The following is a 25,501-nucleotide window of genomic DNA, read 5'->3' on the forward strand; positions in this document are numbered from 1 at the left end:
CGTGCAGCCTCCCGCCGTCCGTCGCCGCCGACGGTGGTGGCCGGTCCCGCCGTCGTTGCTCGTCGGCATCGCTCCGCTGGTGCTCTTCGCGACGTACAGCATCGTCCGCTCGCGCCCGAGCGACGACTACGACTCGCTCGGCCTGACGACCGACAGTGTCCTGCACGACCTGGTGCTGCCGGAGTCGATCGTCGCCGGGGTGATGGTCGTGCTGGTCACCGCGCTCGGCTGGTGGCGGATCGCGACCGTCGACCCGACCCGCGGGCGCCCACGGTGGACGGTGCTCGCGCCGGTCCTGATCCTGGCGGTGTGCATCGGACGGCTGCCGCTGGTCGACTGGGCCGGGAAGTCGGTGGACTACTTCCTGCTCCTCACGGTCGGGGTGCTGCTCGTCGGGGTCTTCGAGGAGCTGCTGACCCGCGGTGTCCTGCTCGTCGGACTGCGGCGGCGCCTGCCCGAGTTCGGGGTGTGGATCGCGTCGTGCGTGCTGTTCGGGCTGCTGCACTTCGTGAACATCCTGGCCGGGGCGCCGGTGTCCCAGACGGTGGTGCAGGTGGTGTTCGCCGCCTCGTTCGGGTCGACGCTCTACCTGGCGCGGCGGCTGACCGGCAACCTGCTCGCCCCGGTGCTGCTGCACGCGTTCTGGGACTTCGGTGCGATCGCGGTCAGTGCCTCGCGGGGTGCCGGGCTCGACTTCTTCCTCGTCGGGCTGCTCGGCCTGGCGTCGTTCGCGGTGCTGCTGCTCGGCGTCGTCGCCGGCGCGCTGGTCGCCTGGCGGGACGACCGGGCCTGGCGGCTGGGGCGCCGGTGGCGGACCGTGCCCGCGATGGACCGCACGGGTGTCGACGGGGGTGGGGCGGGCCTCCCGGCCGGGGTGGGACCGGTGCCGCTCGCGCGCTGACGGCGGCGCGCGCTGACCCGCTGGCGCGCTGACCCGCTGGGACGCGGGCTCGCTCGCGCGCTGGCGGAGACCCGTGCTGGCGGGGACGCGCGCGCTGACGGAGACGGGGAGGCGGTGCCCCGGAGCGCAGGACGCTCCGGGACACCGCCGGTGCGGACCCGTCAGGCGCGACGGCGGAGCTGGCGACGACGCAGCACGATCAGGCCGATGCCCGCCATCAGGAACACGATCGTGGCGATCGAGACGCCGGTGAGCTGCGCGCCCGTGTAGGCGAGCCGGTTCGCGTGCGCGCCGGTCTGGGGCGGGTCGGCGACCGTCCGTCCGCCGGTCCCGGTGCCGGTTCCGGCCCCGGTGCCCGCGGTCGGGCTGGTACCCGTCCCGGATCCCGTGCCGGGCGTGCCCGTGCCGGGCGTGCCCGTGCCGGTGCCGGTGCCGCTGCCCGTGCCGGTGCCGCTACCGCTGCCGGAACCGGGCGTGCCGGTCGGCGTCCGCGTCGGGGTGGGCGTCGGAGTCGGGGTCGCTGCCGTCGACACGATCCGGCTGACCGCGCCGGTCCTGGTGTCGAGCAGCACCTCGCGCTGCTGCGGGTGGGCGAAGTCGAGCATGCCCCGGATCGATCCGGCGCGTGCGTCGAACGACTGGTCACCGATGCGGCCGGTCGACCAGTTGTCCTCGATGAACTTCGTGGTCGAGGTCTGCTCGATCGCGGTGTGGTCGACGGCGTTCTGCTTGGCGAAGGGCGAGATGACCAGGTACGGCAGGCGCTGCGAGGGGCCGCAGCGGTCCAGGTAGCCACCGGCGACGCCGACCTTCGTGGCGGCCGTCGTGCAGACCGTGGTGTCGTTCGACGAGTCGGTCGACCCGTTCAGGACGGTCGGGGCGACGTGGTCGTACCAGCCGTCCGAGTCGTCGTAGTTGATGACGATCGCGGTGCTCGCCCACTCGGGGGACTGTTCGATCTCGTTGATCTTCGACGTCAGGAACTCCTGCTCGTCCAACGGGTCGGAGTACGCGGCGTGGCCGTCCTGGGCCTCGGGGGCCTTGAGGAAGGAGACCGCCGGCATCCGGTGCTCGGCGAGCGCGGTGTCGAACGCGGTCAGGTCGTACTGGTGGTTCGCCTGGTCGGTGTACCCGATCATGCTGTCGCTCGTCGGCGCGAGGTGGTGCGGGTTCGACGTCGAGGCGTAGTAGGCGAAGGGGTTGTGGTGCGGCGAGTAGTCGGTGACGACGGTGCCGCCGACGTTGGTCCGAGAGGCGTCGCACTTGGCGAACGACCCGGCTCCCGCGGCGGCCGTGGTCGGTGCGAAGCCGCCCTGGAACCAGCCCCAGGTGACGCCCTCCGTGTTGAGCAGGTCGCCGATGTTCTTCCCCGACATCTTCACCAGGTTCGACGTCGACGTGTGGTCCTTGTCGGAGCAGTCGTCGAAGGCGGGGTCCGGGTCGGCGATGACGGTGCCCTGGCCGGCGGCGTCCTTCCCGACGACCGCGGTCGAGGTGACGACGGGCGCTCCGGTGACCGAGTCGACGCCGGTGCCACCGTGGGTGTTGCCGCTGATCAGGTTGAGCGCACCGGGGGTGGACGGTCCGAAGCCGGTGTCCCAGGCGTTGTCGCTCATCGCGTAGTTCTGGGCGTAGTTCCAGAGCCCGGTGGTCGTGTTGCCGTCGTAGTGGTCCATCGTGAGACCGGGCGAGCCGTACAGGCCGGTGCAGGTGTCGACCGAGGTGCTCTCGACGAACTTGTCCATGGCACCGCCGTCGACGGCCTTCTGCTCGGGCAGGTAGTTGTGGTTCTGGTCGCAGGTGAGGGCCTGCGCGGGCGTCAACCGCGACGGGGCGTAGGCGTTCGGGTTCTTCGTCAGCGTCCCGGAGGACACGAGCGTGTTCGCGGCGGGGGTCCCGGCGGCGGCGGTGAACGGCGTCCCGTCCGTGTTCGCGGCCTTCGGGTAGGTGCCGAAGTAGTGGTCGAACGACACGTTCTCGTCGTACAGCACGACGACGTGCTTGATCGGCGTGGTGGTGTTCAGGGAGTTGTCGGCGGCGGACGCCGACTGCGGGACGGCGAGGGCCGTCGCGGCGACGGCCGCGAGGGCCATCACGGCGAGCGCTCCCTGTTGGAGACGTCGCTCGGAGGGTCGGAACACGTGGGTCCTCTTTCTGGGTGGGGCGTTCGGTGTCGTGGGTGACGGGCCAGTGGAGCGGGTCTCAGGTCCGGGCGAGGAGCCCGCGCCCCAGCCAGTCGTCCGCGTGTCGGACGCCGGGGAGGGCGAAGTAGTAGCCGCCGCCGACCGGCGAGACGTAGTCGACGAGCGGCTCGTCGACCAGGCGCTTCTGCACGGCCACGAACTGCCGGTCGAGGTCCGCCTGGAAACACGCGAACAGCAGGCCCATGTCGAGGTTGCCGTTCGCGTCGGTGCCGTTGTCGTAGTTGTACGGACGACGGAGCATCTGCTGCTTCTGGGCCTCGGCCGTGCGCGGGTTCGCGAGCCGGATGTGCGCGTCCATCTGGATGACGTCGCCGGTGGGGTCGTCCTGGTACCGCGGGTCGTCGAACTCGTCGCTGCGGGTCAGGGGAGCCCCGGAGTCGCGGTGGCGGCCGATCATCTCCTCCTGCTCCTGCATCGAGACGCGGTCCCAGAACTCGACGAACATCCGGATGGTGCGCACGACGTGGTAGCTGCCGCCGGTCACCCAGGCGGGTTCGCCGTCCCGGTCGCCGCGGGTCCAGACGAGCTCGTCCATCCGGTCGCGGTCGGTGGTCGACGGGTTCCCGGTGCCGTCCTTGAAGCCGAGCAGGTTTCGGGGCGTGCCGGACGGCCGGGGCGGGGAGCCGAAGCCGTCCTGTCGCCACCGCACCTGCATGCCGCCGCGGGTCGTGCGGGCGATGTCACGGACGGCGTGCAGGACCGTGTCCGTGTTGTGGGCGCACACCTGCAGGAGCAGGTCGCCGTCGCAGATCGCCCGGTCCAGGTCGTCGTTCGGGAAGTCCTCCATGGTGCGGAGTCGGGCCGGCCGCTGTCCCGCCAGGCCGTACCGGTGGTCGAAGAGCGACGCACCGACGCTGGCGGTGACGGTCAGGCCGTCGGCGGGGACGTCCGGGCCGAGGACCCCGGAGTCGGCTGGCGGTGCGGTGATCCCGACGTCCGCCGGTGTCCCACCACGGGTCAGGGCCCGGGCACGCTCGGTGATCGTGCGGAGCAGGTCGGCGAGTTCCGCGCGGCTGCCGACGGTCGTGTCGAACGCCAGGAACGCCGACTGTCGCTGCGCCGGTGTGGTGATCCCGGCCTGGTGGGCACCGTGGAACGCGTACGACGTCCGGGCGCTCGCGTCGTCCGTGCGGGTCGCGGCTGCTGCCTCGGTCTGGAGGCCCGGCACCCCTCCGACGGTCAGGCCCACCGCCGCAGCGGCTCCCGCTCCGGCGCCCACCGCGCCCGTCAGGAACGCCCGGCGGCCGAGCGGGCGGCGCTGTGTCGGTCTTGGTGCCGGTGCCGGTGCCGGTGCCGGTGCCGGGTCAGCGGGTGCCGGTTCGGTGTGCGCGGTCGGGCCGCCGGCCGGGCAGACGGTGCCGTCCGCGCTGAGTCCGGCTCGTGCGTGCGCCTCGACCATCCGGCGGTGGGTCGCAGCGTCCATGCCGTGTCCGGGGGTGGTCACGAGGTCCTCCTCGGTTGACAGATGGCGGCGACGGGGGCGAGCAGCTCGAGGGCACGGTCGAGCGCGGCGTCCAGGTGTTCGCGCGCCGAGCCGTCCAGGTCGTCGAGCGCCGCCCAGCTGCCGTCGGACCGCCGGTGCGACTCGACCTCGGTGCGGAGGGACTGCAGGGCACGCTCGGTCTCGGCGAGCTCCGGGTACCGCGTCCGGAGGATCCCGTGCAGGGGGTCGAGCGCGTGCTCGGTCCCGGCGATGTTCGCGTCGATCGTCGCCAGCGTGGTGTGGCTGCCCGCGTCCGACCGCCCGGTGACCTCGAACTGCAGCGCGTTCTCGAGGATCTCGTGCGAGCGCAGGCCGACGTCGAGCGGGTCGACGCGGGAGTCCGGGAACACGCGCTGCAGGTGCGTGACCGCCGCGACCAGCGCGTCGGCCGGGGCGAGTGCCCGGGTGACCGGTGCGCCGGACCAGAGGAGGGCCTCCAGGCGGTGGAACCCGGTCAGGTGCGGGTCGTCGAGTGCCGTCCGTCCGGAGGCCGGCAGGCCGTCGATCGCGGTGTCGTCGTCGCCGAACGCGCCGTAGGCGGCACCGAGCTGTTCGTACTCGCGGTGTCCGGTGAGCCAGTCGCGCTCGGCCGCGGCGACGTCCCCGGCGTGCACGTCCGCGTCGAGCGCGCGCACGTCGGCGAGCAGGACCGGCAGGCGTCCCTCGATCCAGTCGCCGTACGACTTCGCGGCGGGGATCAGGTCGGCACGGGTGACCGGGACGATCCCGGGAGCGGCACCGGCCACGTGCGTGGCACCGTGCACGTGGACCACCGGGCCGGTCTCGGGCTCGCCGTCGGCGGGCAGGCAGCGGAAGCGGTAGTCGCCACGAGCCAGGCGGACGCGGTAGGTCTGGGCTGCGCCGGAGCCGAGACCCTCGGCGTCGAGGAAGACCGCACCGTCGGCCGGGTCGACGAGCTGGACCTCGATGCCCGCCACGGACGTGTTCTCGATCCGGAGGGTCTGGGTGCCGGACCGGGCCCCGCGGCCGTCACCGGGCCAACCGAACCCGCACGTGTCGGTCCCGACGCGGACCGTGTACCGGGTCGGCGTCGGGGCGCTCGCCGGGGTCAGGTGGGTGGCGACGAGGGCAGCGGCGACGACGACCCCGAGCACGCCGACGACCGCGGCCGTCGTGGCGCGAACAGACATCGACACGGCTTGTCCCAACTGAGCAGTCTCACAGAAATCCCTGATCAGAGGCTGGTTCGCCTCGATCACGGGCAACCATAGAGTCGCTCGGGGGCCAGTTCGCCTGCCGTTCACCGCAGGCCGGTTCTGTTCACCGGATGGTCATCAGCGCCCTCGACGGGGTCGCGTCAGGGCGGGGGTGTCACGACGGGTTGTTCTTGAGCAGCCGCGTCACTGCGATCATCGCGCCGCCCACCACCGCGGGGATGCCGCCGCCGGGGTGCACGGACGCGCCGACACGCCACAGCCAGGGGCGCCAGGGGTCGTTGTAGGAGGGCCGGTGGAACGGGCCGCTCAGCCACGGAGGACGTGCCGCCCCGTAGAGCGCCCCGTGCGGTTCGCCGCCACCGCCGTAGTACTGAGGATCGAGCACCATCTGCTCGTCCAGGAGGTCGGTGAGCGGCCCGTCGAGGCCCATCGCTGCCGAGACGCGGTCGACCTCGCGCCGCACGAAGGGGTGCTCGACCGTGTAGTGCCCGCCGTCGGCCGGGGCGGTGAGCAGGATGCCGACGGTGCTGCGCGCGTTCGGGTAGACCTCGCCCGCGCGGTACTGGTTGACGAACACCATCGTGTCCGCCGGCTCGTCGCCCGCCTCGAGGCTGCGGTGCAGTGCGGCCGGCTTCGTCGGCAGCACCACGCTGTGCGTCGCGATCCGGGGCGGCAGTTCCTGCTGCAGCACGCCGTACACGGCGATGGCCGAGCAGGAGAGGGTGCGCGGGCGACGACGGGGGAGCGCCGGGACCCGCGACGGAGCCATCAGGGCAGCGAGTCGGTCGGCGTCCAGGGCACTGACGACGAGGTCGGCCGGGTGGTGCCCGACGTCGGTGGTGACCGACCCGCGCTCGATGCGGCTGACGGCCTCGCCGGTGCGGATCTCGACCCCGGCCGCCTCGGCCAGCCGGCCCAGCGCGAGCACGATCTCGTACACGCCCCCGCGCGGCACCCAGGCCCCGGTCTCCGCCATGATCGCCGGCATGCTCGCGTACAGGGCGGGGGTGCGGGACGGCGAGACGCCCGCGTTCAGCGTGTGGATCGCGATGATCTCGCGCAGCCCGTCCGGCAGCCACGGCAGGCTGTCGAGGTACGCGCGGGTGGTGAGGCGCGAGCCGTAGACGGCCAGCAGGCGGCGGAGCGCCGGCAGCGCAGCCCGGTCGAGGGGATCGGCGAGCAGCAGCTCGGTCACGTCGTCGGCGAGCGGCGCGTGCAGGTCGGAGAAGCGTCGCCAGGCGGGGTACCAGGGGTGGTCCGGTGCCACCGGCAGGGCGGTCTCCTCGCCGTCGTGGTAGTACCGGCCCACTTCCGGCATCCGCACCAGGTCGAGGTGGCCGTCGTCGTCGGTGCGGTCGGACGCGCGTCCGCCGTCGCCGAGTCGCCGCAGCAGTTCGTCCCACACCGCGGGGAACGTCACCAGCGACGGGCCGGTGTCGATGCGGTCGTCGCCGAGGTGGATGCGACGGCTCTTGCCGCCGAGCTCGGTGGATGCCTCGAGCAGGGTCACCCGGTGTCCGGCGTGCGCGAGCAGCGCGGCGGCGGTCAGCCCACCGATCCCGCCGCCGACCACGACGACGCGGCTCATGAGGCGCCTCCGAGCACGATCGAGACCATGAGCAGCACCCCGGCGAACGACCCGGCGATGTACGGGAACGCGACCGACAGCCGGTAGAGCCGATGACCGGTCTCCGGCGTCGGGTGCCGCAGCAGGCTCACCACGAGGATGGCGGCGATCAGGAGGTTGACCGCGGCCACGGGCAGGCTCACCACCGCGAACAGCACGGTCGAGACGATCCACCAGGCGCCGCTCCACAGGGCCGTCCCGCGCGCGCCGAGCCGGACCGCGGTGGTCTCGATGCCCGCATCACGGTCCTCCACGATGTCCTGGACCGCGTCGAAGGCGTGCTTGGCGACGCTCCACGCCATCAGCCCGATCGCGGCGGCCCACACCGGCGTCACCCCGAGGGCCAGCGGCACGATGACGAGCGGCAGGGCGTAGGCCGCGTTGCTCAGCGAGTCGAGGAACGGCCGCGCCTTGAAGCGCAGCGGCGGTGCCGAGTAGAAGACGAAGACGCCCACGTAGAGCAGGATCGCGGCGTTCGCGAGCGGCGGCAGCGTGACGAGGAAGAAGACCAGGAACGGGACGTTGACGATGGCGACGGCCCAGGCGATGAGCCGGACTTCGGACTGCCGGATCCGCGCGCCCTCGATGGAGCCCTTGCGGGGGTTCGCCGCGTCGGTGTCCTGGTCGTAGATGTCGTTGACGCCGTAGATGAGCAGGTTGAACGGCAGGGTGAGCCACAGGAGGACCGGCAGTGCCCGCAGGTCGAACAGCGCCCCGGTGAGCCAGACGGCGACGAGGCCGGAACCGATGGTGTTGATCCACAGCACCGGGCGTGAGATGTGCACGAGGCGGCGCACGGCCACACCGATCCCCGACGGCGTGGTGCGCGACATCCGCTCACTGCCGTCAGTCACGGGTCCGAGCGTACCCGGCCCACCTCCACGTCGGGCCGCGGCTTCCAGGCCAGACTGTGGGGCATGCGCCTGATGCTGCTCACCGCCGGCACCCGTGGCGACGTCGAACCCTTCGCCGCCCTGGCACGGCACGCCGCATCGCGCGGTCACGACGTCCGGCTTGCGCTGCCCGACGACGCCCCCGCGCCCGACGGGGTCGACACGGTGCCCCTCGGTCTCGACGTGCGGCGGGTGCTCGCCCCGGCCGGCCGCACACCCTGGAGGCTCGTCCGTCACGTCCGCGCCGAGGTGCGGCCCGCGATGCGCCGGATGTTCGCCGCCGCGGTGCGGGAGACGATCGCCTTCGACCCCGACGTGGTCGTGCACCACCCGCTGGTCCTCAGCGCGCCGATGGTCGCAGACGCCCTCGGCGTGCCCCGCGTCCTGGCGGAGTTCGCGCCGGTCGCCACCCCCAGCGAGCGCTTCCCCGCGGCCGGTGGTCCCACGGCCACCCGCGACCTGGGCTCGTACAACCGGTCGACCTACGCCGTGCCGCGCACCGCCGCACGCCTCTTCGACGCCGACGTCGCGCGCGCCGCTGCCGAACTGCCGAGCGGGCGTCGTCCCGACGGGCGCTCGCCGTCGCGCGCGACGCTGATGGCCGTGAGCCCCTCGCTGCTGCCCCGACCCGACGACTGGCCGGAGCGGGTGCACCAGACCGGCGCCTGGTACGAGGACGCGTCGGCGGCATCCCTCGACCGCGCCGTCGCGGACTTCCTGCGCGCCGGCCCGTTCGTCGTGGCATCGTTCGGCTCGATGGCGACGGGGGACGCGTCGGCCCGGGGGAGCGCGATCGTCGCGGCCGCCCGTGCCCACGGTCTGCGGGTGCTGCTGGTCACCGGGTGGGGCGGGCTCGCGCTGCCCGCGGAGTGCGGTGGCGCGGACGTGCTGGCCGTGCGCTCGGTGCCGTTCGACGCGGTGCTGCCGCGAGCGGCGCTCGCCGTGCACCACGGTGGGGCCGGCACGTCGCACGCCGTCGCCCGGGCCGGTGTCCCCGCCGTCGTCGTGCCCGTCACCGCCGACCAGCCGTTCTGGGCGGCGCAGCTGCACCGACAGGGTGTGGCTGCCGCCCCGGTCCCGCTGCGCCGTCTGTCGGTCGACGCCCTGGTGCCCGCGATGGCGGACGCCCGGTCACGGCAGGAGCGTGCCACGGAGGTGGGCGGGCTCATGCGGCAGGAGCACGGGGTGCGGCGGGCGCTCGACGTGCTCGAGTCGCTCTGAGCCGGCCTAGATCTCGACCTCGTACGGCTCGGTGTGCAGGAGCTCGTGCACGCCGGCGATGACCTCGCTCGGACGGAACGGGTACCGGTCGATCTCGGCCTGGTCGCTGATGCCGGTCATGACCAGGACGGTGTGCAGCCCCGCCTCGATGCCGGCCTGCACGTCGGTGTCCATCCGGTCGCCGATCATGCCGGTGTTCTCGGAGTGCGCGCCGATCCGGTTCATCGCCGAGCGGAACATCATCGGGTTCGGCTTGCCGACCACGTAGGGCTGCTTGCCGGTGGCCTTCTCGATCATCGCGGCGATCGCGCCCGTCGCCGGCAGGACGCCCTCGGCACTCGGGCCGGTCGCGTCCGGGTTCGTGACGATGAACCGCGAACCGTCGCGGATCAGCCGGACCGCCTTCGTGATCGCCTCGAACGAGTAGTTGCGGGTCTCGCCGACGACGACGTAGTCCGGGGCGGTCTCGGTCATGATGAAGCCGGCCTCGTGCAGGGCGGTCGTCATGCCGGCCTCGCCGATCACGAACGCCGAGCCGCCGGGCATCTGCGACTTGCAGAAGTCCGCCGTCGCCAGGGCGCTCGTCCAGATGCGCTCCTCGGGCACCTCGAGACCCGACCAGCGCAGCCGTGCACTGAGGTCACGCGGCGTGAAGATCGAGTTGTTCGTCAGCACGAGGAACTCGGTGCCCTGGTCCTGCCACTGCCGGATCAGCTCCGGGGCACCGGGGAGCGCCTGGTTCTCGTGGACGAGCACGCCGTCCATGTCCGTCAGCCAGCACTCGACCTCGTCGCGGGATGCCATGCGGTCAGCGTAGTGCTCCTGGCTGCGCGGGAGCGGTCGTGCCGTAGGCTGCTGGGAACGCGTTCCCGTACGCGTACCGGAAACCCGAGGAGGACGCCGTGCCCGATGCCGAGCCTGCTGTCGCCGAGCCTGCTGACGCCGAGCCCGCTGCTGCCGGGCCCGAGCCACGTCGCCGCGGACGGCCCCGCGCCCTGACCCGCGACCAGATCGTCGACGCGGCCACGGTGATCGCGAACGAGGACGGCCTCGACCGGCTGAGCTTCCGCGCGCTCGGCCAGGCCCTCGGCGTCGCCCCGATGACCGTGCACCGCACCATCGGCGGCCTCGACGACCTGCACGCCGAACTCGTCCGCCGCACCGTCGACGAGTTCACCGACACCTTCGTCTGGCCCGAGGACTGGCGTGACGTCGTCCGGGTCTTCGCCACCACCTTCCGCGACCTGCTCGTCCGGCACCCGCTGGTCCTCGAGTCGCACAGCAGCCGGGCGCCGCTGGCCTCGACCGAGTCGGACGCCGTCGCCGCCACCGTCGTCCGGGCGCTGCGCTCCGCGGGCCTGTCGGAGACCGAGGCGATGTACGCCTTCTTCGTCGTCTACGACTTCGTCGTCGGGCACACCGCCGTGCAGGTCGGGCGTGGGGACTCCGAGGCCGGCCGGCCCGAGCGACACCGGCTGGTCAGCGAGATCCTCGGCCAGCACTCGTACGAGGCGCGCTTCACGATGGGGCTCGACGTGCTCCTCGACGGGATCGCGGCGCGCGCGGCACGCTGAGTGGTCGGGCGGGCTGGGCTGGGCTGGGCCGGGCCGGGCTGGGTCGGGCTGGGCCGGCGTGGCCGGCTGCGCGGCGTCCGGACGGGAGGCGCGGCGGACGCACCGTACGCTGGTCACGTGACCCAGGGCCTCCCGTCCGGCGACCTGCCGGAGCCGACGCCGGCGCTCCCACCCACCCACGAGGCGACGACGCACGGCGTCGGACCGCACCCGCGGCCGTGGCCCGAGGGCCCGCAGTACGACCCGGAACTGCTCGAGCACGGCGACACCCGCAACGTCGTCGACCGCTTCCGGTACTGGAGCATGGCGGCGATCGTCGCCGACCTGGACACCCGCCGACACGGCTTCGACGTCGCCATCGAGAACTGGCAGCACGACCTGAACATCGGGTCCATCGTCCGCACGGCGAACGCGTTCCTCGCCGGGACGGTGCACATCATCGGACGGCGGCGCTGGAACCGTCGCGGGGCGATGGTCACCGACCGGTACCAGCACGTGCGGCACCACGAGGACGTCGCCGCGTTCCTCCAGGTCATGCGTACCGAGGGGCGGCCGGTCATCGCGATCGACAACACGCCCGGGGCCTCGCGGATCGAGACGGCGGAGGTGCCGGAGCGCTGCGTGTTCCTGTTCGGGCAGGAGGGGCCGGGGCTGACGGACGAGGCGGTCTCGGGCGCGGACGGGCACCTGGAGATCACGCAGTTCGGGTCGACGCGGAGCATCAACGCCTCGGCTGCGGCGGCGATCGTGATGCACAGCTGGGTCGTCCGGCACGCGGAGCTCCCCGCCTGACGGGAGGCGCTGGCCGGTGCTGGCTGGTGCCGGCCGGTGCTGGCCGGTGCTGGTGGGCGGTCGCGTGCGCCGAGGTCGCACGACGCGCCGTCGGCCTCCCGCCGAGGTCGCACGTTCTGCTGGTCGGGGAGCCCCGGGGCGGCCGATCGTGCGACCTTGCCGGACCGGGGACGGCAGGTCGTGCGACCTCGACGGACCGGGCGGACCGAAGGGGGACCGGGACGGGCCGGACTAGCGCTGAGCGGTCGTCCGGCGGGCGACGAGCCTCGGCTCGACGAGCACCTCTGTCGTGGGCAGCGCCGGGTCCGCGATCCGCTCGAGCAACCGGGCGCCCGCGCCGCGGCCGATGTCGATGCTCCGGTCGTCGATGCTCGTGAGACCGACGTACCGAGAGGCCGCGATCGGGGTGTCGTCGTACCCGATCACCGAGATGTCCTCGGGGACGCGGAGTCCTCGCTCGGCGATCGCGGACATCGCACCGAGCGCGGTCACGTCGTTCGCGGCGAACACCGCGGTCACGTCGGGGTGCTCGTCGAGCAGGCGGTGGGTGCCGGTGACGCCGGTCTCCTCGGTGACGTCGGCGGGCAGGACGACCGCGACCCCGGTGACCGACGAGCCGTCCGTGCCTGCTCCACCGGCGACGTCGATGCCGGCGCGCCAGCCCTCGAGCCGGGCGTCACTGGCTGCCGACTGTCCGCCGACGAACCCGAGCCGCACGTGCCCGAGCTCGATGAGGTGCTCGGCTGCCATCCGGCCGCCGGCCAGGTCGTCGTTCGCCACGGTGTCGGCGCGCGGCAGCGCTGCCCGACCGCCGGCGACGACGACCGGGGTGCTTGAGGGGACGACGAGGTCCGGGTCGGGTTCGCCCGCGATCACCAGACCCTCGACGCGCATGGACAGGAACCCCTCGACGGGGGAGACGTCCAACCCGGTGTTGAGGAAGCGGTCCGCGACGACGAGTCGGTGCCCCTGGTCCTGCAGCGATTCGCGCAGACCGGTGAGCAGGTCGACGAACCACTGGTTCCGGAAGTCGTCGAGCACGACGCCGATGGTCCGGGAGCGGGTGCCGGCGAGCGACACCGCCGCGGTCGAGGGGCGGTAGTCGAGCTCCTGGATCGCCGCGAGGACTGCTGCCCGACGCTGCTCGCTGACCCGGGGAGATCGCTGCAGCACGAGGGACACGAGCGACTTCGACACCCCCGCGCGAGCGGCGACGTCGTAGATCGTCGCGGGCTTGGTGTTCCCCATCGTCATCCTCGACCTCCGGCTGCGCACCCGCTGGGTGCGTCCCGACGATCGTACCGCTGTCGCGCTCCACGCCCGGGCCGGGGGCAGCGCCCGGGCCCAGCGCCGAGCGGTGTCGTTCGGCGGCGCACAACGAGAACCCGTCCGAACCGCGGGATGCGGCGGTTCGGACGGGTTCCTGTTGAGCGCAAGCACTCCGAGCCGTCGGCCGCCCGGCCGGGCCGCCGCCCGGCTCAGCCGATCAGGCTCGGCCGCAGGTCGCGCAGCGTCCGCGTCCGGGTCTGCCGCACCGTGACGAGGTACGACACGAGCAGCGCCCCGAGCAGCCAGCAGAGCAGGACGCCCGCGTCGCTCCAGGCCGTGGCGAGCGAGCCGCCGTACATCGTCTGCCGGATCGCGTCGACGGAGTACGTCATCGGCAGGGCGAAGTGCAGCGCGGCGAGCGGCCCCGGCAGTGTCTGCCACGGGAAGGTGCCGCCCGCGGTGACGAGCTGGATGAGCATCAGCACCAGGCCGAGGAACTGTCCGACCGAGCCGAGCAGCACGTTCAGCGTCATGATGATCGCCGCGAAGGTCGCCGACGCCAGGATCATGATGCCGACCGTTCCGCCGGCGTGCACCACGTCGAGGTCCAGGGCGTACCGGACGATGAGGAACAGCGCCGCCATCTGCACGACGCCGAGGAGCGCCGGGGTCAGCCAACCGCCGAACACGACGCGCAACGGGCGTCGGACCGCGGTGATCGCCCGCTTGGAGATCGGCTTGAGGATGAGGAACAGGGCGTACATGCCGATCCAGGCGGCGAGCGAGATGAAGAACGGTGCCAGGCCGGCGCCGTAGTTCGCCGCCGCGGCGACGTTGTCGTCCCCGACCTTCACCGGGTCCGAGATCACCTTCGCCTGCTGGGCGCGCTGTGACGCGTCCGAGGCCGGGATCTTCGTCCGCCCCTTGTCGAGCTGGGACGCCAGTTCCGAGGAGCCGGACTCGAGCGAGTGCAGTCCCTTGGCCAGGGACGTCGCGCCCTGGTCGGCCGAGGCCGCACCGGTCGCGAGCTGCGACGCTCCGGAGGACAGTTGCGGCGCTGCGGCGGCGAGCTTCTGCGTCCCACCGGCGACCTGCGCGGCGCCGTCGGACAGCGTCGACGCCCCGGAGGCCGCGGTCGCGATGCCGGAGGACAGCTGCGGTGCCGCGTTCGCGAGCGTCGTGGCGCCGTCCGACACCTGCTGCGCGCCGCTGCTCAGCTGGTCGATCTTCGCCGTGGTGGCACCGAGCTGCTGCTTCGCGTCCGCACCGGAGCTGTTCGCCCGCTGCACGGCCGAGTCCACCGTGGCGGTGAGTGCCTGCTGCTGCTCGGGCGTCAGGGTGACGCCCTCCGGCAGGTTCGCCGTGATGTCGGCGATCACGGTCTTCGTGTCGAGCGGCTGGATCGCCTGCACCGTCGTGTTCGCCGCGTCCACCCGCCGTGCGAGTTCGGCGTTGCCGGCAGCGACCTTCGCCGCCCCCTGCGCGAGCTGCTGCGTCTGCTCCGGCAGCGCGGCCGTCTGCTGCTGCGCGGACCGGAGGCCCGTGGCCAGCGACGCCGCACCGGTCGCGACCTGCTGCGCGCCGGAGTTCAGCGTCGCGGTCTGCGACGGCAGCGCGGCCGTGCTCGACGCCAGGGTGGAGGCACCCGAGGAGAGCTTCGCGGTGCCGGCCTCGAGCGAGTCTGCCCCGTTCGCGGCGGTCGTCGCTCCGGAGGCGAGCTTGCCCGCCCCGTCGACGGCGTCGCCCAGGCTGTCGCGGACGTCGGCGAGTCCGACGAGCAGCGTGCTCGCGGCTTCCTTGCCGACGCGTTCGGCGACGGCGGTCCGCATGGTCTTGCCGGCCTGCTCCGCGATGGTCGAGGCGAGGTACGAGTTCGTGTCCGCCGTGGTCATCACGAGTTCGGCACGCTTCGGGTCGTCGGACTGCGCCGAGGCCAGGGACTCCGAGAAGTCGTGCGGGATCGTCACGACGAAGTCGTAGGTGCCGTTGCGGACACCGGAGCGGGCGTCGGCGGCGGTGGTGCGCTTCCAGTCGAAGGCGCCGCCGTCGATGGCCTGCTTCGCGACGTCCTTGCCGTAGTCGACGTGTTCGCCGTCGAGGGTGGCGCCGGCGTCCTGGTCGACGATGGCCGCCGGGATCTGGTCGAGCTTGGCGTACGGGTCGCGGTTGGCCCAGAGGTACGCGCCCCCGTAGAGCAGCGGCACGCACATCAGCGCGATGAACGCGAGACGGGCGAGGGGGGTGGCGGTCAGGCGCGCGAGTTCGGCGCGGACGAGCGAGGGGATGGTCACGAGCGGGTCTCCAGGGGAGCGGTTGCGTCGGTGGTGTCGGTCGGGAGGGCCGTGTCGGGCCCGCCGGTCCGGGTCGCGTCCTCGGGACCCTCGGTGGTGATGATGGTGGTGTCGAGCAGTGCCGAGGCCGTCTCCGCCGCGGCCTTCGAGGTCACGAGCACGACGGTCACCCCGCGGCGGGCGATGTCGCGGACGACGGCGAACCACTCGGCGACCACTCCGCCGTGCCGCTCGGGAGCGGTGATCACGAGCCCGGTGACGTCCGGCCGCAGGAGTGCCAGCTCGGCGAGCAGCCGCACGCGGACGTCGGTCGACACGCGCTGCACGTGGGTGTCGGCCCAACTCGTCATGCCGAGTTCGTCGAGCACGGTCGCGACGTCACTGCGGGAGGGGCGACGCCCGGCGAACGCGAGCTCTTCGTGCACGATGCGCTTCAGGCTCATCACCGGGAACGGCTCGGCTACGCCCGGGGTGTCGACGAGCGCGAAGGCCCGTCGGATGCCCGCGGGGTCGTCGTGGCCGTCGAGCAGGACCCGCCCGGTGTCGGGCTTCATGCGTCCACCGGCGACGAGCGACGCCAGCACCGGTGCCTGTTCGGTCTCGACGGCGACGATGCCCGGGTGGCCGGGGGCCGCGACGGCGCTGACGGCGGGGAGCGCGGCGCCGGGTTCGGTGCCGATGCCGACGGCGGCGAGTTCGAGCGTCATGCGGGGTCCTTCGGGAGGGTGGCGGGGAGAGCGAGCAGGGCGGTGCGCCAGTCGACGCCCGCCATGCCGAGGGCGGACAGGACGACCATCCGACGGCCGGCGTCGCCCGGGGTGGCGGAGCGTGTGGCTTCGTCGAGGACGGCCAGGCAGGCACCCTCGACCAGGCGGCCGAGCGTCGCGGCGTCGACGTCGTTGCGCATGGTGCCGTCGGCGATGCCGAGGGCGCAGGCGTCGCGGACCTGTTCGCGCAGCGGCGCGAACACGGTGGCGACGGTCTCGACGAGCGGGCCGCGGACGGCGATGACCGCCATCGAGCGGACGTGCGACACCTCGGTCCAGAGGGTCACGGCGATCGCGGCCAGTCGGGAGGCCGGGGCCAGCCCGGCGAGGGCGGCTCGGCTGGGCATCGCGGCCAGGATGCGTTCGGCTCCGCCGGCCACGACCTCGCGCATGAGGTCGTCGCGGGAGGGGAAGTGTCCGTAAATCGCACGTCGGGACAGCCCGGCGTGTGCGGCGATCGACTCGAGCGAGGCGTCCGGGTCGGCCTGCAGGAGGGTCCGGGCAGCCTGGACGAGGGCGGCGCGGTTCTCGGTTGCGTCCCGTCGTGGCGCGCGTGCGGGCCGATCGGTGGTGCTCATGCAGCCATCGTAATAACCTGCACACCCGTGTGCAACTTCGAGGAACCACAGGTTCTGTCCCCTGAACTGCCGACTCCCCGTGCTGGGAACGAGCACATAGCTTCATCTGGACTTCACCCGGAGTTCGGACAAACCAGGAGTGTGCTGCGTGGCACGTGCGACACCACCCACCAACCCTTCCCGTCGGTACCGCTCCCCGCGGCTGCTGACCTCGATCGTCGCCGTGGCGGCACTGGCCTGCGGCGGACTCGCCGTCGGCGGTGCGGCCTCAGCGGCACCGGCCAGCACCGCCTCGGCCGGCCTCAAGCTCTCCGCCCCGCTGCGGAACGCGTCCCCGACCAAGACGGTCAGCGCGTTCGTCCGCACGACGGGTGCCGGCGCCCTCGAGGTCGACGCGCAGGCGAAGGGCGGCGACCTGACCCGCTCGAAGACGCCGTCGTCCGCCGCGAAGAGCCGGGTCACGACGATCCGCTCGACCAACGCGAAGGTCCTCAGCGCCGTCAAGAGCGCCGACGGCAAGGCTGCTGAGCTCTACTCGACCGAGTACACCGTCCCCGGTGTCGCGGTCGTCGCCGACGTCTCGGCCTTCACCGCGATCGCGAAGCGCTCCGACGTGCTGAGCATCGTCCCGCTGCTGCCGAAGAAGATCGTCGACCCGCAGCGGAACGCCTCGGCGGACGCCGCACCCTCGGGCGTCGACCCCGACCTCGTGCAGCCCGGCGCCGACGGTGTCTCGCCGAAGAACGCCGCGAGCGACCTCTACACGAAGGCCGTCGACGCCTGGACACAGACCGGGCACACCGGCAAGGGCGTCAACGTCGCGGTGATCGACACCGGCCTCGACTACACGCAGGCCGACTTCGGCGGTCCCGGCACCACGGCTGCCTACCAGGACGCCCTCGCCAGCACCGGCGCCCCGGCGTCGAGCTGGTACGACCCGTCGAAGTTCCTCGGCGGCTACGACTTCGCCGGCGCCACGTACAACGCGGACCCGTCCGACGCGGACACCTACGACCCGGAGCCCGCGCCGGACGCCAACCCCATCGACGGCAAGGGCGGCGACCACGGCACCCACGTCGCCGGCACCGCGGCCGGGTTCGGCATGAACGCCGACAAGTCGACCTTCCGGGGCGACTACTCGACCCTGACCCCGCAGCAGGTGCAGGACATGTGGGTCGGCCCGGGCAGCGCTCCGCAGGCCGGGCTCTACTCGCTCAAGGTGTTCGGTGACGGCGGTGGTTCGACCGACCTGACCGGTGCCGCGCTCGACTGGGTCGGGCAGTCCCTCACCGAGGGCAAGAGCATCAACGTCATCAACCTGTCGCTCGGCTCCGACTACGGCGCAGCGGACGACCCGGACAACGCGAAGATCGACGCGCTCACCGCCCGCGGTGTGCTGCCCGTGATCGCCGCCGGCAACGCGGACGACTTCACCGACATCGGTGGCTCGCCGGGCAACTCGGCCGGTGCCCTGACCGTCGCCGCGAGCGCGACCGGGCAGAGCCTGTTCGACGGTGTCGAGGCGACCGCCCCGGCGGACGTCGCGAAGACCTGGCGCGCGCAGTACTCGCAGGACTACCAGGGCGCGCTGCCGGTCGAGGGTGACGTCGTCGTCCCGACCACCGACGTCGACGGCTGCACGGCGTTCAGCGCCGACCAGGCAGCCGCGATCGCCGGCAAGGTCGTTTGGCTCAAGTGGACCGACGGCGCCCTCGAGTGCGGTTCCGGTGCTCGGTTCGGGAATGTCGCCGCTGCCGGCGGCATCGGCGTCCTCCTCGCCGGCACGGTGAACACCTTCGACTCGGGCATCGCGGGCAACGCGACCATCCCGGGTGCCGAGCTGACCCGTGACAGCGTGACGGGCCTCCAGGCCGCGGCGAAGGCGGGGACCCTGCACGTCCGGTTCGCCGACGAGCTCCGCGGTTTCCAGCTCGCCACCGACGCCGAGACGGTGAACACCCTGGCGTCCTTCAGCAGCCGCGGTGAGCACGGGTCGTACGGCGACGTCGTCAAGCCGGACATCGCCGGCCCCGGCGTCAACGTGATCTCGGCCGCCAACGGCACCGGCAACGACCGGCTGTCGCTCAGCGGCACCTCGATGGCCACCCCGCACGTCGCCGGCGTCGCCGCGCTCGCGTTCGAGGCCCACCCGGGCTGGAGCGCACCGGAGATCAAGGCAGCACTCATGAACACGGCCACGCACGACGTGCGCCAGAGCGCGAAGGACAGCCAGTCCGCCACCCTGCTCCGCCAGGGCACCGGGCGGGTCGACGCCCTCCAGGCCGTGCAGGACGGCACCACCGTCCGCAGCCAGGAGAACGGACAGCTCGTCACCGCGTCCTTCGGGGTCGTCGAGGTCGGCGCGGCCACCACCGAGAAGCGCACCCTGCTGGTGCGCAACACCTCGGCCACCGCGCACACCTACCGCGTCGCCTACGAGTCGCGGATCGCCCAGCCCGGTGTCGTGTTCACGCTGAGTGCCGACACGGTCACCGTCCCCGCGGGCGGCACCGCCACGGTGACGGTCACCATGACGATCGCCGACCCGACGCTGCTGCGGAAGGTCATCGACCCGACGCAGGTCGCCGTCGAGGGCGGCACCCCGCGGGAGTTCGTCCCGGCCGCCACCGGCCTGGTCACGTTCACCCCGGCCGCCGACGGCGTCACGCCGCTCCGACTCGGTGTCTACGCCGCGCCGGAGCCGGTCAGCGCCCTGCACGCGGACGACGTGGTGTTCTCCGGTGCGGCCCGCACCAGGGTCATCACGATGGCGGGGCGCGGCCTGTCCCAGGGAACCGGCACGACCGGGTACCAGGCGCTCGTCGCACCGTTCCAGCTCGGCGGCACGGACCCCGAGGAGTCGTTCCCGGACGGCACCGCGAAGCAGACGCTCGGCGGCGCGGACATCCGTGCCTACGGCGCGAACTCCACGGCGCGCGACCTGGCCGACAAGTCGAAGGGCCTGGTGTCCTTCGGGGTGCAGACCGACGGGGCCGAGTCGAACCCCGGCCAGTCGAACAACGTCGAGGTGCTCATCGACACGAACCGTGACGGCGATCCGGACTTCCTGACGTACGACACGAAGTCGGCGACGGCGGACGTGACGATCGTCAAGACGATGGACCTGCACCAGAAGGACCCGAAGAAGCAGATCGTCGACACCCGCCCCCTCGGTGGTGTCGCAGCCGGCGTCGACGTCAACACGTTCGACTCCGCGGTCAAGGTGCTGCCGGTGTCGCTCGCGGCGCTCGGCTACACGGCGAAGTCGAAATCCGGTGTCTTCGACTACTCGGTCGTCACCGAGTCGTCGTACTCCCCGACGCTGCCGACCGCCGCGTCCTCGGTGGTCGACGAGACGAAGACCGCGACGTTCGACGCCTTCCAGCCGGCGGTGTGGTTCACGGCCGGCGGGACGTCGAACCTGACCTACCCGGACACGTCCGTCAAGGTCATCCGGGCCTCGGCCAGCTCGACCACGGCGAAGGTGCTGCTCCTGCACCTGCACAACGCCCCGGGCGACCAGGCGGACCTGCTCAGCACGACCTCGGTGACGCCGAAGCTCACGCTGGTCTCCAGCAAGGTCAAGATCACGGGTTCGCTCAAGGTCGGGACCACCATGCGCGGACGCACCGGCAACTGGAACACGGACGGCATCACGTTCACGTACAAGTGGCTCCGTGACGGCAAGAGCACCGGCTCGAAGGCGTCGACCTACAAGACGTCGACGAAGGACGTCGGACACAAGCTGTCGCTCACCGTGACCGCGAAGAAGTCCGGGTACGAGAGCACGTCGATCACCTCGGCCCCGACGGGCACGATCACCAAGTAAAGAGGTACGAGGCGCGGCGGGAGCGGGCGGTCCGGCAACGGGCCGCCCGCTCCGTCGTGCGGTGCACGGCAGTGCCCCCCGTTCGTGGGCGTGATGTGCGCCAACGGGACAGGTAGTTAGACGAACTAGGTACTTCGTGACAGTGTTGCCACATGCGAACGAACACCCTGGTGCAGCTCCGGCAGAACCCGATGGAGTGGCGACGACGCGGCCTCACCCCGCCGGACGCCATCCGGGCCATGGTGGAGGAACGACTCGCCGAACCGGGCCACACCCAGTCGTTCGGGGACCCCTCGTACGCCGACTTCTTCCGCGGCTGACACCGCGCGGTCGCGACGCGAGCACCTGACGGACGGGAGGCCCGGTACCAGCTTGTACCGGGCCTCCCGTCCGTTCGTCCTGACCGTTGGTCAGTTGCCGATCTTGTCGTCGGCAGCGTGCTCCGCCTTGTCGATCTGGTCGCCGTGGCCGCCGCCGGTGGCCTCGTCGGCTGCGTCGGCAGCCTTGTCCAGGCCGGCGTCGGTCGCCTTCTCGCCCTTGTCGCTGTTCGCGAAGTCCTTGGCCTTGTCGCTGAGGTCGCTCATGGTGTTCCTTCCGTTCGTCGGATCACTGACGAGACCGAGAGTGCTCGGACCGGGTTCCGGACGCGCTCAGCCGTGCGTTCGCCGGATCCCCGACCGGTGCTCAGGCGTCGGGACGCTCGTCCGCGGCTTCGCGGCCACGGTCGGTCTCGGGCATGACGTCGGAGGGGGCGCCCTCGACTGAGCCGATGCCGCCGTCGGTCAGCTCCTCGGCCTGCTGCGTGTCGAGCAGACGGTTCATGTCGTCGATGGGGTCGCTCATGGTGGTTCCTCTCGTCATGGTCGTGATGCTGTCCCCAGCGTGCTCCGGGGTCCGCTGGCTGTGTTCAGGCGACGACCTGGACGACGGTCCCGAGGGGGAGCGCGTCCACGGCGTCGATCGCGTCCGCGTCGAGCCGGACGCAGCCGTGCGAGACCGCGCCGCGCGCCACCGACTCGTAGTGCACGCCGATCAAGCCGCCGTCGTCCCCGCCGTAGGGTTCGTCGGCGGCCGAGGAGTGCAGGGTCGTCAGGCTGATCGGGTGCACGGTCTGGTCCTGCGCGGGGTCGAGGTACCGCGCCTGCACGTAGCCCACGACGCCTGTCGGGGTGGGGGTGCTCCCGGCGCCGACGCCGGCTGGGAACTCGTGCACGGTCGTGCCGGACGCGGCCACGATCGACACCGTCTGGGCGCCCACCGCGATGACGAGGTGGTCGGCGAGCGCCGCTCCCCGGCGCAGCAGGTCGCGGCGGACCCACCCGGCCGTCTGCGCGGCAGCACCGCCCGGCGCCACCGAGGGCAGTTGCTGGCGGCTCGGCGTCATCACGAGCGCCCAGTCGCCGTCGAACCGGAGTGGTACGACCACCGTCGGCTCGCCCAGGAAGTTGTCGGCGGCGAGACGCGCGACCGGGGTCTTCCGGTCGTCGCCGTAGAGCGGGGCGTCGGCGTTGATCGTCCACGCATGGTCGGCGGCCTTCGGTACGTCCGGCTCGTACGACGGGAGGAGCCCGCCGATCACCGCGTCGTACTTCGCCTCGGGCAGGGCGGCGACCGTCGTTGCCGAGGGGGCGCGGTAGGTGTCGGCGTGCTGTGTGTGGCTCGCCGACGGGGTGTGGGGAGCAGGTGCGCCGGTCGACGCGTCGGCGTGGCAGCCGGCCAGGCCGACGGCGAGCAAGAGGGCCAGTGCGACCGGTGCGAGGCGCCGGGTCGTACGAGTGGTGTGCATGGGGTTCCTCGTCGTGGGGCATGGCGGTCGTGTCCTCGGCTCCGCAGAGCGGGGCGCCCGGGAGGTCGACGAACGGGGGCGCGGCGTGTGCACGCCGCGCCCCCGTCGGTTGTCGCTGGATCAGCCGCTGACGACCGGCAGAGTTCCGACCGGAGTACGGGTCGGTGTGGTGCCGGTGCTCGTACCGCCACCGGTGGTGGGCGTGCTGGTCACCGGGGTGCCGGTGGTCGGCGTGGTGCCGGTGCCGGGGGTGCCGGTGCTGGGCGTGCCGGTGCCGGGCGTGACCTCGACAGCCGGCAGCGTGATGGTGAAGTCGATGTCCCCCTGACCCTGTCCACCGCCGACCTGGTTCACGGACAGGTCCTGCACGAGGGCCGCCGAGTCCGAGAACGTGCCGGTCGTGGTCCACGAGCCGTCGGCCTGGACGAGCACCTGCGGCGCCGCGCGGTTGCCGTCGGCGTCGAGGACGTTCACCAGGTCGCCGACCGTGCCGGTACCGGTGAAGGTGACGGTGCGCGAGTCGACGGTCGAGCCGTCCTTCGGGGTGGTCAGCGTGAACTGCGACGCAGGCGTCGCGGCCGGCAGGTTCAGGGTGAGCTGCGCCTGTCCACCGTTGCCGCCACCGCGGACGTCGGCCACGGTGACCTTCTGCTGCTGTGCGGCGTCGTCGGCGAAGGTGACGTCGAGCGTCCACTTCTCGTCCGCGCCGACACGGACGAAGTTGCTGAACCCGCCGAGACGGTCACCCGCTGCGTCGAGCACGTTGACCTGGTCGCCCTCGCGACCGGTCCCGGTGAAGGTGACGGTGCGGGAGGTCAGAGTCGCGCCGTCGTCGGGCGAAGTCACCGAGAACTCGGCCTGCGCCTTCTCGGCTGCGGCGGTCACCGTGAGCGAGGCGACGGTCGACAGGTTCGGCCGCTGCTCGTTGATCGTGTAGGTGTGCTGGTCCGTGTCGGTGCCCGGGATGTCGTACGACAGAGTCCAGGTACCGTCGGCGCTGATCGGCGTGCGCCGCACCGGGAAGCCGACGTCGAAGTTGACCGTGTCGGCGTCGTCGCCGGTGCCGGTGACCGTCAGGGTGCGGCCGGAGACCGACTGCCCGGTGATCGCGAAGGGCTTGTCAGCGGCCGCTGTGATGGTGGTCTGCCCGTCCTCGTTGAGACCGTTCGGACGCGTCTGGGTGATCGTGTACTGGGTCGCGTCGGTGCTCGTACCGGGGATCGTGTACGTGATCGTCCAGGCACCACTCGCGGCGATCGGGTGACGAGTCGCGCGGAAGTCCTCGTCGAGTTGGATGTTGTCACCAGCGGTGCCGGTGCCGGTGACGGTCAGGACGCGGCCGTCGACGGACTGGCTGGTGACCTTGAGGTCGGCTGGGTCGGCGTTCGCCGGGGTGGCGACGAGGGTGACGCCGCCGATCACGATCGCGGCGCACGCGGGGATCGCGAGCGCCTTCTTGCTCCAGAGAGCCTTGTTCATCGTCGAACTGCTTCCCGTGCTGCATGACGGCACGGTTCAGATGCACGCCGGCACGCAGAGGGCGCGCCGGCGGTTGCGGCGTGCGGATCTCGCATTCACCGGTGGGGCAGGGAACCCCAGATGACGCTGCAGGGAAACAGCGTCTCCGGCAGATTACGCCGAGGCCGGATAAGTTCCACCCCGGAACGGAAATTGTCCCCCACAACGTGGCTGATCCTCAGGCGGGCCGCTCTGGCTGGTCATCCCGGTGACGCGGAGATGACCAGCCGATAGACTCGGGTGGACCACCGGCCGGGACGGCCGTGTGCGGTCCTCCGCCAACGTGAGGAGAACCAGATGCCCGCAGCAGTCATCATCGGCGCCCAGTGGGGCGACGAGGGCAAGGGGAAGGCCACCGACCTCCTCGGTTCCCGCATCGACTACGTCGTGAAGTTCAACGGCGGCAACAACGCCGGACACACGGTCGTCGTCGGCGGCGAGAAGTACGCGTTGCACCTGCTGCCCTCGGGCATCCTGACGCCGGGCGTCACCCCGATCATCGGCAACGGCGTCGTCGTCGACCTCGAGGTCCTGTTCCAGGAGCTCGACGCGCTGAAGGCCCGTGGCGTCGACGTCTCGAAGCTCCGCGTCTCGGCGAACGCCCACGTCATCACGCACTACCACCGCACCATCGACAAGGTGACGGAGCGCTTCCTCGGCAAGCGCCAGATCGGCACCACCGGTCGCGGCATCGGCCCGACCTACGCCGACAAGATCAACCGCGTCGGCATCCGCATCCAGGACATCTTCGACGAGAACATCCTGCGGCAGAAGGTCGAAGCGGCCCTCGACCAGAAGAACCACCTGCTGGTCAAGGTCTTCAACCGCCGGGCGATCGACGCTGAAGAGGTCGTCGAGTCGCTGCTGTCCTTCGCCGACCGGCTGCGTCCGATGGTCGCCGACACCGCGCTCGAGATCCACCGGGCGCTCGAGCGCGGCGAGACCGTTCTGTTCGAGGCCGGCCAGGCCACGATGCTGGACGTCGACCACGGCACGTACCCGTTCGTGACGTCCTCGTCGGCGACGGCCGGCGGCGCCGCGACCGGCTCGGGCATCGGCCCGGGCAAGCTCGAGCGCATCATCGGCATCGTCAAGGCGTACACGACCCGCGTCGGCGCCGGCCCGTTCCCGACCGAGCTGTTCGACGAGTCGGGGGAGTTCCTCCGCGCCAACGGCTTCGAGTTCGGCACCACGACCGGTCGCCCGCGTCGCTGCGGCTGGTACGACGCCCCGATCGCCCGCTACACGGCACGCATCAACGGCGTGACCGACTTCGTGCTCACCAAGCTCGACGTCCTGACGGGCCTCGAGACGATCCCGGTCTGCGTCGCGTACGAGGTCGACGGCGAGCGCGTGGACGAGGTCCCGGTGTCGCAGTCGGACTTCCACCACGCCAAGCCCGTGTACCAGGAGTTCCCCGGCTGGTCCGAGGACATCACCGGCGTCCGCGAGTTCGACGACCTGCCGAAGAACGCGCAGGACTACGTGCTGGCGGTCGAGGCGATGTCCGGCGCACGGATCTCCGCGATCGGTGTCGGCCCAGGCCGTGACGCGATCGTCGTCCGGCACGACCTGCTCGGCCAAGGCTGA

General features: G+C 72.1%; 21 protein-coding genes. 7 read left to right on the forward strand and 14 right to left on the reverse strand.

The features are described from left to right. The first annotated feature begins 1 nt into the window (after position 1). Positions 2 to 901 carry a CPBP family intramembrane glutamic endopeptidase gene (locus SOM35_RS11880; protein ID WP_320515536.1) on the forward strand — a complete coding sequence of 300 codons (900 nt, stop codon included), beginning with the start codon at positions 2 to 4 and terminating at the stop codon, positions 899 to 901. A gap of 161 nt (positions 902 to 1,062) precedes the next feature. On the opposite strand, the gene SOM35_RS11885 is transcribed toward SOM35_RS11880, so the two are convergent. The 5 genes from SOM35_RS11885 to SOM35_RS11905 all read right to left on the reverse strand — a co-directional run bounded on the left by SOM35_RS11885 (position 1,063) and on the right by SOM35_RS11905 (position 8,247). Next, the gene (locus SOM35_RS11885; RefSeq protein WP_320515537.1) at positions 1,063 to 3,042 is read right to left on the reverse strand and encodes a phospholipase C; all 1,980 of its coding nucleotides are present in this window, start codon (positions 3,040 to 3,042) and stop codon (positions 1,063 to 1,065) included. Between the two features lie 61 nt (positions 3,043 to 3,103). Next, on the reverse strand, positions 3,104 to 4,549 hold the full coding sequence (efeB, locus tag SOM35_RS11890; protein WP_320515538.1) for an iron uptake transporter deferrochelatase/peroxidase subunit: 1,446 nt from the start codon (positions 4,547 to 4,549) through the stop codon (positions 3,104 to 3,106). After that, positions 4,546 to 5,739, reverse strand: a complete 1,194-nt coding sequence (locus tag SOM35_RS11895) for an EfeM/EfeO family lipoprotein (protein WP_320515539.1) — start codon at positions 5,737 to 5,739, stop codon at positions 4,546 to 4,548. The genes efeB and SOM35_RS11895 overlap by 4 nt, the downstream gene beginning before the upstream one ends. Before the next feature lie 181 nt (positions 5,740 to 5,920). Beyond that, positions 5,921 to 7,354: a phytoene desaturase family protein gene (locus tag SOM35_RS11900; protein ID WP_320515540.1), complete on the reverse strand. Its 1,434-nt coding sequence runs from the start codon at positions 7,352 to 7,354 to the stop codon at positions 5,921 to 5,923. Then, positions 7,351 to 8,247 carry a UbiA family prenyltransferase gene (locus SOM35_RS11905; RefSeq protein ID WP_320515541.1) on the reverse strand — a complete coding sequence of 299 codons (897 nt, stop codon included), beginning with the start codon at positions 8,245 to 8,247 and terminating at the stop codon, positions 7,351 to 7,353. Before SOM35_RS11905 ends, SOM35_RS11900 begins: the two co-directional genes overlap by 4 nt. A 63-nt stretch (positions 8,248 to 8,310) precedes the next feature. Between SOM35_RS11905 and SOM35_RS11910 the strand changes: the two genes are divergently transcribed. Next, positions 8,311 to 9,507 (forward strand): glycosyltransferase, encoded by a 1,197-nt coding sequence (locus SOM35_RS11910; RefSeq protein ID WP_320515542.1) that lies wholly within the window; start codon positions 8,311 to 8,313, stop codon positions 9,505 to 9,507. A gap of 6 nt (positions 9,508 to 9,513) precedes the next feature. Here the strand turns inward: SOM35_RS11910 and SOM35_RS11915 are convergent, their stop codons facing one another. Beyond that, positions 9,514 to 10,311: an HAD-IIA family hydrolase gene (locus SOM35_RS11915; RefSeq protein WP_111076463.1), complete on the reverse strand. Its 798-nt coding sequence runs from the start codon at positions 10,309 to 10,311 to the stop codon at positions 9,514 to 9,516. Between the two features lie 98 nt (positions 10,312 to 10,409). On the opposite strand from SOM35_RS11915, the gene SOM35_RS11920 reads away from it, so the two are divergent. Together SOM35_RS11920 and SOM35_RS11925 are read left to right on the forward strand one after the other, a co-directional pair. After that, positions 10,410 to 11,081 carry a TetR/AcrR family transcriptional regulator gene (locus SOM35_RS11920; RefSeq protein WP_320515543.1) on the forward strand — a complete coding sequence of 224 codons (672 nt, stop codon included), beginning with the start codon at positions 10,410 to 10,412 and terminating at the stop codon, positions 11,079 to 11,081. A 117-nt stretch (positions 11,082 to 11,198) separates the two neighbouring features. Continuing rightward, on the forward strand, positions 11,199 to 11,873 hold the full coding sequence (locus SOM35_RS11925) for a TrmH family RNA methyltransferase (RefSeq protein WP_414648570.1): 675 nt from the start codon (positions 11,199 to 11,201) through the stop codon (positions 11,871 to 11,873). Between the two features lie 231 nt (positions 11,874 to 12,104). Here SOM35_RS11925 and SOM35_RS11930 read toward each other — a convergent pair whose 3' ends face one another. The 4 genes from SOM35_RS11930 to SOM35_RS11945 form a co-directional block, all read right to left on the reverse strand. Next, the gene (locus SOM35_RS11930) at positions 12,105 to 13,121 is read right to left on the reverse strand and encodes a LacI family DNA-binding transcriptional regulator (protein ID WP_320515544.1); all 1,017 of its coding nucleotides are present in this window, start codon (positions 13,119 to 13,121) and stop codon (positions 12,105 to 12,107) included. Between the two features lie 230 nt (positions 13,122 to 13,351). After that, positions 13,352 to 15,433, reverse strand: a complete 2,082-nt coding sequence (locus SOM35_RS11935) for a YhgE/Pip domain-containing protein (protein ID WP_320515545.1) — start codon at positions 15,431 to 15,433, stop codon at positions 13,352 to 13,354. Next, positions 15,430 to 16,140 (reverse strand): hypothetical protein, encoded by a 711-nt coding sequence (locus tag SOM35_RS11940; protein ID WP_320515546.1) that lies wholly within the window; start codon positions 16,138 to 16,140, stop codon positions 15,430 to 15,432. Before SOM35_RS11940 ends, SOM35_RS11935 begins: the two co-directional genes overlap by 4 nt. Next, on the reverse strand, positions 16,137 to 16,778 hold the full coding sequence (locus tag SOM35_RS11945; protein WP_320515547.1) for a TetR/AcrR family transcriptional regulator: 642 nt from the start codon (positions 16,776 to 16,778) through the stop codon (positions 16,137 to 16,139). The genes SOM35_RS11940 and SOM35_RS11945 overlap by 4 nt, the downstream gene beginning before the upstream one ends. Before the next feature lie 148 nt (positions 16,779 to 16,926). Here SOM35_RS11945 and SOM35_RS11950 point away from each other — a divergent pair, with 148 nt between their 5' ends. Then, a complete protein-coding gene (locus SOM35_RS11950) occupies positions 16,927 to 20,607 on the forward strand; it encodes a S8 family serine peptidase (RefSeq protein ID WP_320515548.1) in 3,681 nt (1,226 codons plus the stop codon). A gap of 152 nt (positions 20,608 to 20,759) precedes the next feature. Beyond that, complete coding sequence (locus SOM35_RS11955; protein ID WP_181439236.1) at positions 20,760 to 20,927, forward strand: hypothetical protein; 168 nt, start codon at positions 20,760 to 20,762, stop codon at positions 20,925 to 20,927. 90 nt (positions 20,928 to 21,017) lie between these two features. On the opposite strand, the gene SOM35_RS11960 is transcribed toward SOM35_RS11955, so the two are convergent. The 4 genes from SOM35_RS11960 to SOM35_RS11975 form a co-directional block, all read right to left on the reverse strand. After that, positions 21,018 to 21,191 carry an Rv0909 family putative TA system antitoxin gene (locus tag SOM35_RS11960; RefSeq protein ID WP_320515549.1) on the reverse strand — a complete coding sequence of 58 codons (174 nt, stop codon included), beginning with the start codon at positions 21,189 to 21,191 and terminating at the stop codon, positions 21,018 to 21,020. Positions 21,192 to 21,291: 100 nt separating this feature from the next. After that, the gene (locus SOM35_RS11965) at positions 21,292 to 21,450 is read right to left on the reverse strand and encodes a hypothetical protein (protein ID WP_181439237.1); all 159 of its coding nucleotides are present in this window, start codon (positions 21,448 to 21,450) and stop codon (positions 21,292 to 21,294) included. Between the two features lie 64 nt (positions 21,451 to 21,514). Beyond that, a complete protein-coding gene (locus SOM35_RS11970; protein WP_320515550.1) occupies positions 21,515 to 22,393 on the reverse strand; it encodes a L,D-transpeptidase in 879 nt (292 codons plus the stop codon). Positions 22,394 to 22,513: 120 nt separating this feature from the next. Then, positions 22,514 to 23,872 (reverse strand): hypothetical protein, encoded by a 1,359-nt coding sequence (locus SOM35_RS11975; protein WP_320515551.1) that lies wholly within the window; start codon positions 23,870 to 23,872, stop codon positions 22,514 to 22,516. Positions 23,873 to 24,208: 336 nt separating this feature from the next. Between SOM35_RS11975 and SOM35_RS11980 the strand changes: the two genes are divergently transcribed. Beyond that, positions 24,209 to 25,501: an adenylosuccinate synthase gene (locus SOM35_RS11980; RefSeq protein ID WP_111074834.1), complete on the forward strand. Its 1,293-nt coding sequence runs from the start codon at positions 24,209 to 24,211 to the stop codon at positions 25,499 to 25,501.

The sequence above is a fragment of the Curtobacterium sp. CFBP9011 genome (genome assembly GCF_034045095.1).
Taxonomy (GTDB): domain Bacteria; phylum Actinomycetota; class Actinomycetes; order Actinomycetales; family Microbacteriaceae; genus Curtobacterium.

What these genes read in the sequence shown, in the direction of transcription:
- SOM35_RS11965 (WP_181439237.1), bottom strand. Translation starts at nt 21,450, where the DNA reads ATGAGCGACCCCATCGACGACATGAACCGTCTGCTCGACACGCAGCAG.
- SOM35_RS11975 (WP_320515551.1), bottom strand. Translation starts at nt 23,872, where the DNA reads ATGAACAAGGCTCTCTGGAGCAAGAAGGCGCTCGCGATCCCCGCGTGC.
- SOM35_RS11980 (WP_111074834.1), top strand. Translation starts at nt 24,209, where the DNA reads ATGCCCGCAGCAGTCATCATCGGCGCCCAGTGGGGCGACGAGGGCAAG.
- SOM35_RS11930 (WP_320515544.1), bottom strand. Translation starts at nt 13,121, where the DNA reads ATGGGGAACACCAAGCCCGCGACGATCTACGACGTCGCCGCTCGCGCG.
- SOM35_RS11945 (WP_320515547.1), bottom strand. Translation starts at nt 16,778, where the DNA reads ATGAGCACCACCGATCGGCCCGCACGCGCGCCACGACGGGACGCAACC.
- SOM35_RS11940 (WP_320515546.1), bottom strand. Translation starts at nt 16,140, where the DNA reads ATGACGCTCGAACTCGCCGCCGTCGGCATCGGCACCGAACCCGGCGCC.
- SOM35_RS11915 (WP_111076463.1), bottom strand. Translation starts at nt 10,311, where the DNA reads ATGGCATCCCGCGACGAGGTCGAGTGCTGGCTGACGGACATGGACGGC.
- SOM35_RS11895 (WP_320515539.1), bottom strand. Translation starts at nt 5,739, where the DNA reads ATGTCTGTTCGCGCCACGACGGCCGCGGTCGTCGGCGTGCTCGGGGTC.
- SOM35_RS11910 (WP_320515542.1), top strand. Translation starts at nt 8,311, where the DNA reads ATGCGCCTGATGCTGCTCACCGCCGGCACCCGTGGCGACGTCGAACCC.
- SOM35_RS11955 (WP_181439236.1), top strand. Translation starts at nt 20,760, where the DNA reads ATGCGAACGAACACCCTGGTGCAGCTCCGGCAGAACCCGATGGAGTGG.
- SOM35_RS11960 (WP_320515549.1), bottom strand. Translation starts at nt 21,191, where the DNA reads ATGAGCGACCTCAGCGACAAGGCCAAGGACTTCGCGAACAGCGACAAG.
- SOM35_RS11970 (WP_320515550.1), bottom strand. Translation starts at nt 22,393, where the DNA reads ATGCACACCACTCGTACGACCCGGCGCCTCGCACCGGTCGCACTGGCC.
- SOM35_RS11900 (WP_320515540.1), bottom strand. Translation starts at nt 7,354, where the DNA reads ATGAGCCGCGTCGTCGTGGTCGGCGGCGGGATCGGTGGGCTGACCGCC.